This is a genomic window from Nocardiopsis sp. iso_40 (assembly GCF_056173285.1).
This window is the reverse complement of the sequence record NZ_CM149666.1, coordinates 1,312,735-1,328,047: the sequence shown is the minus strand read 5'-3', so window position 1 is coordinate 1,328,047 and position 15,313 is coordinate 1,312,735. Positions and strand designations below refer to the sequence as shown.

At 70.9% G+C, this 15,313-nt stretch carries 8 protein-coding genes; 5 read left to right on the top strand and 3 right to left on the bottom strand.

Features of this window, described 5'->3' with window-relative positions:
• Positions 1 to 54: 54 nt before the first annotated feature.
• Both secA2 and AC0VYD_RS05815 read right to left on the bottom strand, forming a co-directional pair.
• A complete protein-coding gene (gene secA2 / locus AC0VYD_RS05820) occupies positions 55 to 2,364 on the bottom strand; it encodes an accessory Sec system translocase SecA2 (RefSeq protein WP_475478928.1) in 2,310 nt (769 codons plus the stop codon).
• 122 nt (positions 2,365 to 2,486) lie between these two features.
• Positions 2,487 to 3,104, bottom strand: a complete 618-nt coding sequence (locus AC0VYD_RS05815; protein WP_475478927.1) for a GTP-binding protein — start codon at positions 3,102 to 3,104, stop codon at positions 2,487 to 2,489.
• A 1,374-nt stretch (positions 3,105 to 4,478) separates the two neighbouring features.
• Here AC0VYD_RS05815 and hisS point away from each other — a divergent pair.
• The 4 genes from hisS (at position 4,479) to AC0VYD_RS05795 (ending at position 12,367) form a co-directional block, all read left to right on the top strand.
• Positions 4,479 to 5,798, top strand: a complete 1,320-nt coding sequence (gene hisS, locus AC0VYD_RS05810) for a histidine--tRNA ligase (protein WP_475478926.1) — start codon at positions 4,479 to 4,481, stop codon at positions 5,796 to 5,798.
• 183 nt (positions 5,799 to 5,981) lie between these two features.
• Positions 5,982 to 8,432, top strand: coding sequence for an ATP-binding protein (locus tag AC0VYD_RS05805; RefSeq protein ID WP_475478925.1), 2,451 nt, complete (start codon positions 5,982 to 5,984; stop codon positions 8,430 to 8,432).
• Positions 8,433 to 8,587: 155 nt separating this feature from the next.
• Entirely contained in the window at positions 8,588 to 11,107 is a 2,520-nt protein-coding gene (locus AC0VYD_RS05800; RefSeq protein ID WP_475480194.1) for a LuxR C-terminal-related transcriptional regulator, read from the top strand.
• A gap of 411 nt (positions 11,108 to 11,518) precedes the next feature.
• Positions 11,519 to 12,367, top strand: coding sequence for an AMP-binding protein (locus AC0VYD_RS05795; RefSeq protein ID WP_475478924.1), 849 nt, complete (start codon positions 11,519 to 11,521; stop codon positions 12,365 to 12,367).
• Between the two features lie 65 nt (positions 12,368 to 12,432).
• Here AC0VYD_RS05795 and AC0VYD_RS05790 read toward each other — a convergent pair whose 3' ends face one another.
• A complete protein-coding gene (locus AC0VYD_RS05790) occupies positions 12,433 to 12,960 on the bottom strand; it encodes an ATP-binding protein (protein ID WP_475478923.1) in 528 nt (175 codons plus the stop codon).
• 721 nt (positions 12,961 to 13,681) lie between these two features.
• Here AC0VYD_RS05790 and AC0VYD_RS05785 point away from each other — a divergent pair.
• Positions 13,682 to 15,289 (top strand): ABC transporter substrate-binding protein, encoded by a 1,608-nt coding sequence (locus AC0VYD_RS05785; protein ID WP_475478922.1) that lies wholly within the window; start codon positions 13,682 to 13,684, stop codon positions 15,287 to 15,289.
• The last annotated feature ends 24 nt before the right edge of the window (positions 15,290 to 15,313 follow it).

Below are 15,313 nucleotides of genomic sequence, written 5' to 3'. Positions count from 1 at the left end.
AAAGTAATGCGCGGGCCAGGACTTTAGTCCCGACCCGCGCATGCGGTGGTGAAGCTAATTCGTACCGTTCGACGAACCCCGACCGCCCTTGAGCCGGCCCACGAGCGTTTCCAGCGCCGAGCTGAACGGGTGGTCGTGCACCATGTAGGTCCAGGTCATCGTCGGGCGTTTGACCCCGACGGAGCTCACGTCGAGCTCCCCGTCGACCACCTCCAGCTCCTCGAAGCTGGCTGCGGCCCGCGCCCGGGCCTCGTCCAGGAAGCCCTTGAAGACCGGGACGGCCTCGCGGTTGAACTCGTCGAGGGGATCCCGGCGGCCGAGGAAGCGCAGGTGGATGCCCTCCCGCAGCTCCGCCAGGAACGCGTTGTGGTCGGTCCAGCCCCGGTCCAGGTGGTAGAGGGTGATCAACCGGGCGGCCCTGGCGACCTTCTCGGCGTCCAGCTCCTCCACCAGCTCCTCGTGACGCTCCTTGCGGTCCGCCCTGATGTGCCGGTCGCCCTCGTCCCCGGACAGGACCAGCTCCCGGTGTTCCAGGACCACCTCACGCTGCACGTCGATGAGCTTGTTGTACCGCCAGGTGTTGCGGTGCACCTCCAGCAGCTGCCCCTCGGAGACCCGCTGGGCGTGGTCGACCATGCCCAGCCAGGCCTCGTCGGTGATCTCGCCCTCGGCCGTGGTCTGGAAGCCCGTGGTCTCGGGCGCGTGGTTCACCAGCAGGTCGTCGTCCATGCTGACGAAGAAGATGGAGTCACCGGGGTCGCCCTGACGTCCGGCGCGCCCGCGCAACTGTCCGTCCAGGCGGCTGCTGGGGTAGCGGCCGAAGCCCATGACGAACAGGCCTCCGGCCTCCACGACCCGGTCGCGGTCGGCCATGTCGCTGCCGCCGAGCCGGATGTCGGTACCGCGACCGGCCATCTGGGTGGAGACGGTGATCGCGCCGTGGGTGCCCGCCTCCGCGATGATGGAGGCCTCGTCCGCGTCGTTCTTGGCGTTGAGGACCACGCTCTCCAGCCCGGCCTCGCGCAACCGGTCGGCCAGGAGCTCGGACTCCGCCACGTCCTGGGTACCGATGAGGATGGGACGGCCCGTCGTGTGGACCTCCTTCACCCGGGCGACGAGGGCGTCCTCCTTCTCCTCGCGCGTGGCGTACAGGCGGGTGCCGTGGTCCTCCCGGATGTTCGGCTTGTTGGAGGGGATGACCGCGACCTCGCGCTCGTAGAACTCACGAAGCTGCTCGGCGACGGCCATCGCGGTACCGGTCATGCCCGCGAGCGTCGGATAGCGCATGACCAGGGCCTGCACGGTGATGGAGTCCAGGACCTCGCCGGTCTCGCTGACCGCGACCTTCTCCTTGGCCTCGACCGCGGCCTGGAGGCCGTCCGGCCAGCGCTGGAGCAGGGCGATACGGCCGCGCGACTCGTTGATCAGCCGCACCTCGCCGTCGCGCACCACGTAGTGGACGTCGCGCTGGAGCAGCACGTGCGCGTGCAGGGCCAGGTTGACCTGTGGGAGGACCGAGGTGTCCTCCTCGGAGTACAGGTCGACCCCGTCCAGGGCCTTCTCGACCGCGTCGATCCCGGCGTCGGTGAGCTGGACGTTGCGCCCCTCGCTGTCGACCTCGTAGTGCAGGCGCGGCTTGAGGGTGCGGACGACGTCGGCCATCTCCACGTCGGCGGGCACGCTCTCCGCCGCGCCGGCCAGGACCAGGGGCACCCGGGCCTCGTCGACGAGCACGGAGTCCGCCTCGTCGACGATCGCCACGTGGGGTTCGGGGACCACCCTGTCGTCGGCGTCGGTCACCATGCGGTCGCGCAGCACGTCGAAACCGAGTTCGCTGACGGCCGCGTAGGTGACGTCGCAGGCGTAGGCGTCCTTGCGCTCGGCGACGGTGGACTCCTCGCTGACGAAGCCCACGGTCACCCCGAGCATCTTGTAGAGGGGCCGCATCCACTCGGCGTCGCGCCTGGCGAGGTAGTCGTTGACGCTGAGCACGTGGACACGTTTGCCGCGCAGGGCGAACCCCGCAGCGGCGAGGGTTCCGGCGAGGGTCTTGCCCTCACCGGTGGCCATCTCGGCGACGTGGCCGTCGAGCAGGGCCATGACACCGAGCAACTGCACGTCGAAGGGGCGCTCGTCGAGGGTGCGCCGGGCGGCCTCACGGCCGACCGCACACAGGTTGACGAGGTCACCCGGGGAGTAGGGGAGCTCGGCGTAGCCGAGGTCGATGGCCTTCTCCGTCAGCTCTGTGTCGCTGAGTTCTCGCAGACCCTCCTCTTCGGCCTCGATCGCCGGCAGGAGCTTGGTATAGGGCCGCAGGTCCACCGCACCGGGCTTGCCCAGTAGGCGGCGGACGCTTTCCGCCATTCGTCCGAACACCACGCCAGGGTAACGCTGGACACAACCGATTGGTTCCCCCCGTACGCTCGCTTGACCGAACCAACGGGGACAAACCACCACATAAGTCCGACATCGAGGGGTGCGGAGGTTCAGTTGACGAGCTGACGCTGGGTCCGCTGTCGCGCCTCCACCGCCATCGCGTGCTTGACCAGAGTGACCAGGACCCGCACCACGGACCTGCGGTCGCGCGCATCGCAGTAGACGACGGGGACGTCCGGGGTCAGGTCCAGGGCGTCACGCAACTCATCCGCGCTGTAGGCCGCCTCGGGGTCGAACTCGTTGACGGCGACGACGAAGGGCAGACGGTACTGCCGTTCGAAGTAGTCCAGGGCCTGGAAGGTGTCCTCCAGCCGCCGGGTGTCAGCGAGGATCACCGCGCCCAGAGCACCCCGGACCAGGTCGTCCCACATGAACCAGAAACGCTGCTGACCGGGCGTGCCGAACAGGAACAGGGTGAGGTCGGTGTCCAGGGAGATCCGGCCGAAGTCCATCGCCACCGTGGTGCTGGTCTTGTCCGGGGTGTGCGAGAGGTCGTCCACACCCGCGCTGGCCGCGGTCACCGCGGCCTCGGTGCGAACCGGGGGAATCTCCGACACAGCCCCGACGAACGTGGTCTTTCCGACTCCGAAGCCCCCGGCGATGATGATCTTGGTGGACAGTTCGGTGGGTACGTGGACGTTGTTCGTGCTGTTAGCTGAGTGGGTCACAGTTTGTCCTAGCGAGAGTGCCGGGCCTGCACGGACGGTTGGCTCACACGACCCGGTCTGGAGGGGGCGCGGCGCTCCCGGGTCCGAACTTCCACAGGAACGACCGCATCTGGAACCTAACACCGGACGGCGCTGGAATCCGGGGTTTCCGCACAGTGGGGAGCGAGGTCACAACCCCGGCCGTTGCGCCCTTTCCGGCCACCAGGCACCCCGAGAGACCCCAAGGTCGAATGTCCACCTCGTGGCGGGGAGTCCGCCTTGGCCGACGGACCGTAGTCAGACAAGCACACTCCCGTACCCCGGACGGTCGACTTTACGACATTGTGAGAGGCCGTTTTCGGCCGCTTTCGGCCGCGCCAATCCCTGTCCGGCGCCGCCCACGCCATCTACGGTGGAGAACAGGGCACCACCCAAGCGCGGTCGCACGAATCTCCTGGCACGAGGCGCGGCCACCACGGGGCCCCGGCGGCGCCCCGGGACACGACCACCGCCGACGTCTCGCTCTTCGACGTCGGAGCGGCCGTACCCCCCACAGGACGCCCCCACAACCGTCACCGGCCCACAACCGTCCACGTGGGCCGGTGACGTGTTTGCGGTGTTTGCTTTGGGCCTCCGCGGTGTTTGCTTTGGGCCTCCGCTTCGCTTCGGCCCGTGTTCGGCGCCTTTGCGGAGGGATTCGGGTTTTAGCAGGCACAGCATCCTCGGCGGCGCCTTGCTCGTTCCTCGCTGGCGGCTTGCCTCGTCTTGCACTGTGTTTGCTGAAACCCAGACTCCCGCGCCCGAACGAAAGAACACCCCCTGGAGTGATCGTGAGCAGGCAGGGGCACCCCCTCTGGCTAAGGTGAGTGGTCGGAGTCTCCCCCTGGGGCCAGGTGGTCTAACCGGCCCTGCTCCTACGGCTGAGGTGAGTAGGAGGGTGCTCCTGCTGTGGTTGAGGTGGGAAGGCACGCCCCCTGGGGCTGAGCTTCTGCCCCGGATCTTGGCACACCCATGGGGCCGAGATGAGCGGGAAGCACTCCCCCTGTGGCGGAGGTGGCTGGACAGGAGCGGAGGTAGGCGCTCGGGGTGCTCCTGTGGCCGAGGTTGACCACTGGCCGGGACCCTCCGCTCTTCCTGCCGGGCGGATTCGGGCCCCTCCTGAGCCGTGGTCCTGCCACCGGGGGCGGTTTCGGCGCCGAACTGCAAGATCGCGGCGGGTTGGCGCACATCGCACGAGTGGGGGCTGTGGACGGGAGCGTCCCGGCGGCGGGGATGCGTAGGATGGGCGGGCACCCTCCCCGGACGGCGCCCGCCGCGGTGCGACGCGTGCGCGCGCGAACGGGTCGAGGGCCGATTTCCCGAACAGGCCGAACACTCCGGAGCCGAGAACCCCACATGTCCGATCAGCGCGTCGTCCGCCCCACTCCCATCAGCGGTTTCCCCGAGTGGACCCCCCAGGTCCGGGCCGTGGAGCAGCGTTGGCTGGACCATATCCGCAGCGGATTCGAGTCCTTCGGCTTCGCCTCCGTGGAGACGCCCTCCGTGGAGAACCTGGACGTGCTGATGGCCAAGGGCGAGACCTCCCAGGAGGTCTACACCCTGCACCGGCTCCAGGCCGACGGCTCCGACGACTCCGACGCCAAGCTCGGTCTGCACTTCGACCTGACCGTGCCCTTCGCCCGGTACGTCGCACAGCACTTCAACGAGCTGACCTTCCCGTTCAAGCGCTACCAGATGCAGCGCGTCTGGCGCGGCGAGCGCCCGCAGGAGGGCCGGTTCCGCGAGTTCACCCAGTGCGACATCGACGTCATCAACGTGGACTCGGTGCCCCTGCACTTCGACGCCGAACTCCCCCGCATCGTGCACCGGGTGCTCAGCGGGCTCGACATCCCCGCCTGGACCCTCAACGTCAACAACCGCAAAGTGCTCCAGGGCTTCTACGAGGGCCTGGGCATCAAGGACCCGATCGCGGTCATCCGCGCCGTGGACAAGCTCCACAAGATCGGGGACGACGGCGTGCGCGCGATCCTGGAGGGCGAGGGGCTGTCCGCCGAGCAGATCGACCCCTGTCTGGCCCTGGCCCGGGTGAAGGGCACCGGCGTCGAGGTGGTCGAGAGCGTCCGGGCGCTCGGGGTGGTCTCGGATCTGCTGGAGGAGGGCCTGGAGGAGCTCGCCTTCGTCCTGAACGACCTCGCCGACCTGCCCGAGGGCAGTGTGGTCGCCGACCTGTCCATCGCGCGCGGCCTGGACTACTACACCGGGACCGTCTACGAGGCCTCCTTCGACGACGACCCCGGCTACGGCAGCATCTGCGCGGGCGGCCGGTACGAGAACCTCGCCGGACAGTTCATCCGCAGGCGGCTGCCGGGCGTGGGCATCTCCATCGGCCTCACCCGGATCTTCGCCAAGCTGGTGGCCGAGGGCAGGATCGAGGGGGGCCGGGTCTGCCCCACCGACGTGATGGTCGTGGTCCCGGGCGCCGACCAGCGCGCCGAGGCACTGCGCACCGGCGAACTGCTGCGCGGGCGCGGCTTCAACACCGAGGTGTTCCACTCCACCGCCAAGGTCGGCAAGCAGATCCAGTACGCCTCGAAGAAGGGCATCCCCTTCGTGTGGTTCCCGCCCTTCGAACAGGGCGGGGAGCACGAGGTCAAGGACATGGCCGGGGGCGGGCAGGGCCCGGCCGACCCGACCGCGTGGACCCCCGGGGGGTAGCCCCGCGCCTGCGCCCCCACTTAGCAGTTATCGGCCCGGCACGGGTGGTTTTCGACCTCCCGTGCCGGAACCGGCCATTCCCGAGACAGCTCCGGGAACCGGGTGCCAGACTGGGACAGGCTGTACTCCGTGCCGTACCGCGCGTACGACGCGGGCCGATTCGGTGTCCTAGTAATCGAGGCCATGTCTCCTCCCCGCCACAACCTGCCCCTGTCCGCCGGCGAGTTCATCAGATTCGTCGGACGTGAACGCGACATCGTCGACCTGAGCCGCCTGCTGGGCACGGCCAGGATGATCACGCTGACCGGTACCGGCGGGATCGGCAAGACCAGGCTCGCGCTCCACCTCGCCGAGCGCGTACTGCGCCGTTTCCCCGACGGGGTGCGGTTCATCGACCTGAGCGAGGCCTCCACCCGCGAACAGGCTCTGCGCACGGTCGCGACGGGGCTGCACGCCGTCACCGGCGACGCCCGGACCCTGATGGACGGCATCATCACGGCGTTGCGCACCCAGCACCTCCTCCTGCTGCTGGACACCTGCGAGCACGCCGTGGGCCCGGTGGCCGAACTCTGCCAGGCGGTGCTGCGCGACTGCCCCCGGGTGCGGATCCTGGTGACCAGCCGCCAGCCCCTGCACATGCCGGAGGAGAACATCTGGCGGGTCCCGCCGCTCTCCCTGCCCGCGCGCCCCACCCCCACCGACCCCTACGCGCCGGTGCCGGCCCCCATCCCCCGGCGCGACGCCCAGCGCTACGAGTCCGTGCGCCTGTTCCTCACCCGCGCGCACGCGGCCCGCTCCGGGTTCGAGATGACCCGGGAGAACTCGGGCTACGTGGCGGAGATCTGCCGGATGCTCGACGGCATGCCGCTCGCCATCGAGCTGGCCGCCGCCCGGGTCCGGGTGCTCTCGGTCCAGCAGATCCTGCGCCGCCTCGACGACCGTTTCCAACTCCTGACCAGTGACGGGACCGGCAACCTGCCCGCGCGCCAGCGCACCCTGCGCGCCGTGCTGGAGTGGAGCCACGGCATGCTCACCGACGCCGAGCGCCTGCTCCTGCACCGCCTGTCGGTGTTCTCCACCTGGTACCTGGAGGCCGCGGAGGACGTGTGCTCGGGCGCGGGGGTCGCTCCCGCCGACATCCTGCCCCTGCACTTCTCGCTGCTGGACAAGTCGCTGGTGGTGATGGACTCCGAGATCAACGGCACCGCCCACTACCGGCTGACCGAGACGGTACGCGTCTACGCCGCCGAACGCCTGGGCGCCGACGGCGACGAGCGCTGGGAACGCTACCTGCGGTTCTGCGTCGCCCGTCTGGAGGAGGAGGCCAAGGAGGGCGCCTGCCCGCAGACCTGGGAGGAGCGCCTGGGGCGGCTGCGGATGCACGACCACCACCGGGACAACCACGCCCGGGTGGTGGCGTGGGCCCTGTCCAGGGGGCGGGTGGACGAGGCCCTGCGGATCTGCGTGGCCCTACGCCCCTACTGGCTGGTGCGGGACCTGTCCGCCGAGGGCAGTCGGCTCCTGGAACAGGTGCTGGCCTGTGAACCCGACGAGCAGTCGCCCCCGCTGCGGGCCCGCGCCCTGGCCCTGCACGCGGAGCTGCGCCTGGGTACGGACTCCGCGCCGCGGGTCGACACCCTGGCCGCGTGTGCCCTGGAGGCGGCACGGGCCTGCCGTGAACCCGTCGCGGCGGCCTCCGCCCTGGCGACGATGGCGGCCCTCTCCCTGCGCAGCGGCGCTCTGGAGGAGGGCGGACGGCAGGCCGAACGCGCCCTGGAGTGGCTCGGCCGGGCCGCGGACCCGATGACCGAGGGCACCGCGCGGGACGTGCTGTCCCAGCTGGCCCGGCGGCGGGGCGCCACCGAGGAGGCCGTCGCCCACCTGGAGGAGAGCGCCGGCCTGGCACGGGAGCTGGGCGACCGGTGGGGCGAGGCGCGCTGCCTGCACGGGCTGGGTTCCATCGCGGCGGAGGCCGGTGACCACGACCGGGCCAGTGCGCTGCTGTCCGAGGCCCTGGAGGTCTTCGGCGAACTGCCCTCGGCCCCCTACGCCGCCCAGTGCGCCGCCGACCTGGGCCGGCTCCACCTGGCCGCGCGCGACACCCTGGCCGCCCGCGAACCGCTCGACCGGTGTCTGCGGGTGAGCTTCACGTCCGGTCGGCGGATCGCGGTGGCCCACGCCCTGGAGGCCCTGGCGGAGCTGGCCCTGGCCGAGGAGGAGCCCACCCGTGCCGCGGCCCTGGCCGGGGTGGCCGCGGACCTGAGGACCGCGCTGGACCGGCCGTCCGCGGAGACCGTCCGGCTGCGTTCGGCGGTGGAGCGGCGGGTGGGGGCCGGGCGGGCCACCGAGGCGTGGAACGCCTGGCGTTCACTGCCCCTGGAACAGGTGCGCGACCGGGCCCTGGCCTTTCCCCGACCCCCGGAGTCCCGGGCGAGCGGCCCCGGCTCCCTTACGCCCCGGGAGCGCGAGATCGCCACACTGGCCGGGCAGGGCCTGTCCAACAGGGAGATCGCCGGAGTGCTCACGATCAGCCAGGCCACCGCCGCACGCCATATCGCGAACATCTTCAGAAAACTCTCGATTTCCTCCAGAACGCAGTTGACCGGCTGGGCCGCCCCGCAGGAGTCCGGCTGAACGGCTGCGTCCGCCCGGCAGCACTTGCACAGTGCGCGTGCACCCGCTAAACCAGAAAGCCCAAGCCCCAGTGCCCACCTCATGACGTCCGCCCCCTGGTCCCTCCCCGGCGGGACCACCCCCGACAGCCCCTACTTGTGAAGGCCATGGCACCTTTGACCGCGCCCGCGCGGCACAATCTCCCCCGGCCGGGTACCAGCTTCGTGGGCCGGGAGCGAGATCTGAGCGATCTGCTCCGCCTGCTCGGCTCCAGCCGGTCGGTAACCCTGTGCGGTGCCGACGGAATCGGCAAGACGCGGCTGGCTCTGCGCGTGGCCGAGCAGTCCACCGTGTCCTTCCCCGACGGTGTGTGGATGGCCGACCTGACCGACGTGCGCACGACCCTGGAGGTCCACGCGCGGATCGCCCACGCCGTGGGCGTGGTCGAGGAGCCCGGACTCCCCCTCGCGGACACGGTGACCGAGGCTCTGCGCGACCGCCGGCTGCTGCTCGTGCTGGACTCCTGCGAGCACATCGCGGACGAGGTGACCGAGGTCGGTGAGGCCCTGCTCGCGGAGTGCCCCGCGGTGTCGGTCCTGTTGACCAGCGAGCTGCCGGTGCGCCTCGCGGGCGGGACGGTGTGGCGGGTGCCCCCGATGGCGCTGCCGGTGGCCGCGCGCAACGCTCCGCCGCCCGATCCGGCCGACGCCGAGTCGGTGCGGCTGTTCCTGGACCGGGCCCGCGCCCGGGACCCCCGGTTCACCGCCTCGGAGGCGGAACTGGAGACCGTGGCGACCCTGTGCGACCTGGCCGGCGGTGTCCCGCTGGGGATCGAGGTGCTGGGCGCACGGGCCCCGGAGGAGGGCATCGGGGCGCTCACCGAGGGACTGCGCTCCCACCTGGCCTCCCCCGCGCTCCAGCCCGGGCCGGGGCAGGCCGTGTCGCGCAGTCAGGTGCTGCCGCTGGTACTGGACTTCGTCTACCGGTCCCTGCCCGGCCCAGAACAGGTGCTGCTGCGCCGCCTCTCGGTGTTCCGGGGCTGGGACCTGGAGCTGGCCGAGCAGGTGTGCGCGGACGAGGACCTGCCGGAGTCGAACGTCCTCGACCTGCTCACCTGCCTGCTGGACCGGGCCCTGATCACGGTGACCGGTGAGTTCGAGGGCCGGGTGCGCTACCGGCTCCCCGAGGCGGTGCGCCAGTTCGCGCAGGAGCGCCTGACGGCCGCGGGCGAGGGCGAGGCCTTCCAGGACCGGCTGCTGGTGCGCATGCTGCACCTGGTGGAGGATCTGGGGCAGAAGCTGGAGTCGAGCCGGTCGATGCCGTGGTCCGAACGCGACTCCGGACGTCAGCGGGTCATCGCCGAGTACGACACGCTCAGGTCGCTGCTGCGCTGGTCCCACCAGCGCGGTGCGGCCGAACCCGGGCTCCGGCTGTGCGTGAGCCTGGTGGCGCACTGGGTGAGCCACAACGGTTACTCCGAGGGCGCCCACTGGATGGACCGGCTGCTGGCCCTGGAGGAGACCGCCAAGGCGCCCTCCCGGGCGAGGGCGCTCGTCGCCCGGGCCCAGTTGGCACGTGTCCGGCGGGACCACGCCCTGGCCCGCTCCACGGGTGAGGAGGGGCTCCGGCTGTGCCGGGAGGCCGGCGACGACGTGTTCGTCCGCACCTGTCTGAACCTGTTGGCGCTGGTGGAGGTGCGCGACCGCAGGCCGGACCTGGCCTCGGTCCGGGTCGAGGAGGCCCTTCGGCTGTGCCGGGAGGCCGGCGACCTGTGGGGGGAGGCCATCGCCCTGGGGACCAGGGCCGCGCTGGTGGCCCAGCAGGGCGACTACCCCGCCGCCGACCACCACTACAACGCCGCCCTGACCCTGCTGCGGGGGATCGACCACCGCTGGGGGGTGGGGGTGGTCCTGATCGGTCAGGCCCGGGCCGCGGAGGCCAACGGCGACCTGATGACCGCCGACCGCTGCTACCGGGAGGCGCTGGACACCCAGCGGCTGATCAGCGCGACCTCGGAGGAGGCGCGCTGTCTGGCCGGGATCGGCCGGGTCGCGCACGCCCAGGGCTCCGTCGGTCAGGCCTACGACTACCTGAGCGAGGGCCTGCTGCTCAGCCACGGGAGCGGACAGCGCGCCGAAGCGGCCCGGACCCTGCTCTCCCTGGCCCGGGCGGCGTTCGGTTCGGGGCTGCGCGAGCCCGCCTGCCGCCTGGCCGGAGCGGCCATGGCGGCGCGGGCCCAGGTCGGCCTGCCCGTGCACGGGGCCCCGTGGCCGTTCCTGGACGTGGAGCGGGTCCGTCGGCGGCGTCGGCACCTGGTGGGCTGGTGGGAGCAGGGGTACGTCCTCGGCCTGTCCGAAGCGGTCCGGGAGGCGGAACGGCTGGCCGAGGAGGGCCGCCGCCCCTCCTCCCCGCCTAGCCCCCGGTCCGGTTCGCGGCGGGGACGCAGGGACGGGGGCCGCGCCGGGCGGACCGCCGGGCCCTGTCCCGAGTCGACGGATCCCCGGCAGCTCCTCACCCGCCGGGAGCTGGAGATCGCCCAGCTGGTGAGTACGGGCAGGAGCAACCCCGAGATCGCCCGGGACCTGTTCATCACACCGTCCACGGCGGCCAGGCACGTCGCCAACATCAACCGGAAGATGGGGTTCCACTCGCGGACGCAGATCACCGCGTGGATCGAGCGGCACCGGACGGCCTGACCCCCGACGGCACGCCGCGCCCGAACGTGCGCTCCAGCCGCACGAGGGTTGTGTAGTTTCCCCCTGCCATGAATCTACATATGCATCTGCATAGCAAGATGCATGTGCATATGGCTGTGAACACGCTAGGCTTCAAGCCATGGGACATCAGGCTCTCGGCACTGCGCGAACAGGGCCCTGCCGGTCCCAGAAACGGCCGCCGGATCCCGGGCTGAACACCGGGACCCCGTCGCGCCGTCGGTTCCGGAGCCGGTTCCGGAACCGGTGGGCAACCGTGCCGGCGCGAGGGAGAACCTGGGGAGGGCCCTCGCGGCGAACGCCCGGCACGGCGCTTCCGGGCTCGTCACGTGGAGGGGGCGTGACGAGCCCGGGTAGCGGTCCCGCCAGAACGCTGTTCGAAGGGGAGAACGCATGGGGGTAGGGCTGACTTCTGGAACCGGACGACCCGGCCGTCACCTGCCGCGTCGGGACGACCCGATCGGCTCACTCACCGGAGGCCTGTGCGAGCGTCTGAGACTGCGGCCCGGCCGCGGTGGGACGATCCGGGGGAGCTCCGGCCGGACCGACGCGCTGACCTTCGCCGCGACGGTCGAACAGGCCGCCGCGGGGTTGAGCCGCCGCGGTATGTGCCTCGGGGACGTCGTCGGCGTACTCGCCCCCGTCTCCCCCGACCGCTTCCTGGCCTCGTACACGGTGATGGCCGTCGGCGGGCGGGCCCTGACCGTCTCGCCCGAGTCCGACCTGCGCACCCAGTACCGGGCCCTGGCGGAGACCGACGCACGGCTGCTCCTGGTCAGCGCCGACCTGGCCGGACGGGCCCTGGAGCTGGCGGAGCGGTCGAGGATCCGGCAGATCATCACGTTCGGCACCGCCCTGGGCACGACGCCCTTCGCCGACCTGCTGCTGCCCAGTCCCGACGGCAACGGCTACAGCCCCGCACGCGGGCTGTTCGACAACGGGCTCCTGGGTTACGAGACCGTCGGCGACGACATCCTCACCACCCTGCACACCCACCACGATCTCCTGGCCCGCTTCGCGGAACTGCGCGCGGGGCTGGCCCTGACCGCCGACGACGTGGTCGCGGTGGGCGAGCGGGGGGACGAGGCCACCCGGCTCGCCCTGGTGGCACTGGCGCTGTGGACCGGGGCCTGCGTGGTCGCGGGCGACGACTGCCCGCCCCCGGAGGGCCGCCGGGTGACGGTCGCGTGCGACCCCGCGCCCACCCGGATCAGCCTCCCCCACCCGGACGGCGTGCGCTAGGCGTACTGGTCGCCGGGGTCAGGACGCCCGCGCGGGGCCGTTGACGCGGGCCCGCACCGGTCCGCTCAGGCGGGCTCGGCGACGGCGACCTCGTCGTCGATCTCGAACCAGGCCACGTGCGTCGCCTCGCTGCGGTACTCGCCGCTGCGCGTGGCGCAGCTGTCGACGATGAGCTTGCCGCGCCCGTAGTCGCCGCCGTCCTCCCGGAGGCCGCCGCCCTCGGAGTCGGCCGGGTCGCGTTCGCCCTGATCGGCGACGGCCACCCGGAGCCGTCCCGCGTCGGAGCGGATGAACAGGGTCATCACCCCGCCGCTCTGCCCCGAACGCGAGTGCAGCAGGGCGTTGGTGGCCAGCTCGCTGACGGCCAGCTCGGCGTCGTCCATAGCCCCCTCGCTGTGCCCGGTCCTGGTGAGGAACTCACGGACCCGGGCGCGGATGGAACGCACCGCGGTCAGGTTCCCCGCACAGCTCCACACGGTGTGGTCGGTGACCCCACCCGTGAGGTCGCCGACCTCGATCGTCGGTGCGGTCGACGTCGCGGCGTCTGGGGCATCCGCGGGCACGTGGTCCCGGAGTTGCCTCGCCTCAGCCATCCGGTCACTCCAATCACCCGCGACGGGCGCGCGGGTTGCGCCGCCTGCACTCACCTTAGACAAGGGTGTACCTGCTCCAGAACAGCACACCCGCGTTCCCAACGCTGGGGATTGGCCACAAAACCCCGTCCTGTGTCCTCCCCGATGAGGACAAAGGAAACTGCCCGCGGTCCAGTACCGGCCATGTGAGGTGTAACACGTTGGCAATACCCGGCGGTGACCTGACCGCGGCCCGACCCGCGCACACCCCGGAACGGGAGCCGCCGCTTCGGGAACGGGCCCGGAACCGATCCCCGGCCGGACAGGCCTCACCCTGGGTAGCCGACCCCCCGGAAAACACGAAAAAGCAGCGACTAAACGCCACGTTTTCGCTACCCGGCGACAACGATGAGGACACAACGGGAAGCGATGGAAGCGCGCCCATGAGCGCTGGCACGGCTCGGTCGGCATGCGCACACGAGCGCTCGCGACTTCCGCTCATACCACCTGAAACCCCCAGGCCACAGCGTGTTTCAACAGACTTCGAAACACCACTCCGGACATACGGCAGGAAATCTCCTGGACACCCCCGTCCCGCTCACACCGTCGTTTGACGCTTCCTGTAGTGCGAACAAGGATCATTGGGGGCCGATACCGACAAAAACCCCAGGGGTACCTCCAGCCCCACCGTGTCACCACGGTGTCGGCCGACCGAAGTTCCCCGTCCCACATGAGGTGTCCCGTGCCTGCCCTGCCCGAAGACTCCACCCCCGCCGCGAACCGCTTCACCTCCCGCCGGACCCTGCTCAAGGCCTCCGCCGCCGGCGCGGCCGTCGCACCGGTCCTGGCCGCCTGCGGCAGTGACTCCGAGTCCGGCGGCGCCGACGGCGGCGGCGAGCCCCAGTACGGCGGCCGCCTGAAGGTCGGCATCGCCGGCGGCGGCGCCAACGACACGCTGGACGCGCACAACCCCACCGACAACGTCGACATCGCGCGCAACTACGCCCTCTACACCTCGCTCATGCACTTCGCCAACGACGGCACGCTCGAGCCGTACCTGGCCGAGTCGATGGAGCCCAACGACGACGCCACCGAGTGGACCGTGGTGCTGCGGGAGGGGTTGCTCTTCCACGACGACTCCCCGGTCACCGCCGAGGCGGTCCTCTTCTCCCTGGAGCGCATCCTCGACCCCGAGAACCCCATGCGGGGCGCGGGCGACCTGGAGGGCGTCGACCTGGACAAGACCGAGATCGTCGACGACCGCACGGTGGTCATCCGTACCAACGAGCCCTTCGTGACCCTGAACGAGGCACTCGCCGAGTACTACAACTGCGTCGTCCCGGTGGGTTACGACCCCAAGAACCCGATCGGTTCCGGTCCCTTCAAGTACTCCGAGTTCAAGGTCGGCGAGTACAGCGTCTTCGAGCGCCACGAGGGCTACCACGTCGAGGGCCAGCCCTACGTGGACGAGCTGGAGATCGTGGACTTCCCCGAGGACGACGCCCGCGTCAACGCGCTCAGCAGCGGCACCGTCGACGTGATCAGCCAGGTCCCGCACGCCCAGGTCGCCATCATCGAGGGCGACCCCAGCGTGAACATCCTGGAGTCCGAGACCGGCATGTGGCTGCCGTTCACGATGAACCTCGAGAAGGAGCCCTTCGACGACGTCCGCGTCCGCCAGGCCTTCCGGCTCATCGTCGACCGCCAGGAGATGATCAACCAGGCACTGGCCGGATACGGCCAGATCGGCAACGACATGTACGCGCGGATGGACCCCTCCTACCCCGAGGACTTCGAGCAGCGCGACCAGGACATCGACGAGGCCAAGCGCCTGCTGGCCGAGGCCGGCCACGAGGACGGGCTGGAGGTCGAGCTGGTCACCTCCGACATCAACGCCGGAGTGGTCGCCGCCGCCGAGGTCTTCCAGGAGCAGGCCCGCGAGGCCGGGGTCACCGTCAACCTGCGCCGGGTCAACCCCAGCGACTACTGGAGCCCGGAGGAGGGCTTCCCCTACGCCTTCGGCCAGGACTTCTGGAGCGCCCGCAACTACATCACCCAGACCGCCCAGGGCTCGATCGTGGGCGCGCCCTACAACGAGACCATGTGGGGCGAGCACGAGGAGTGGCTCGGCTACCTGGAGGAGGCGCGCCGGACCGCCGATGAGGACGAGCGCAACGAGCTGATCCGCAAGGCGCAGGAGATCGAGTACGAGGAGGGCGGCTACATCGTGTGGGGCTTCGTGAACCTGCTCGACGCCCACGCCGCCTCCGTGCACGGCCTGGAGCCGGCGGTCTCGGGGCACCCGCTCGGCTCCTACGCCTTCCACACCATGTGGAAGGAGCAGTCCTAGCGGACGCCCGGTTCCCGAGCCCAC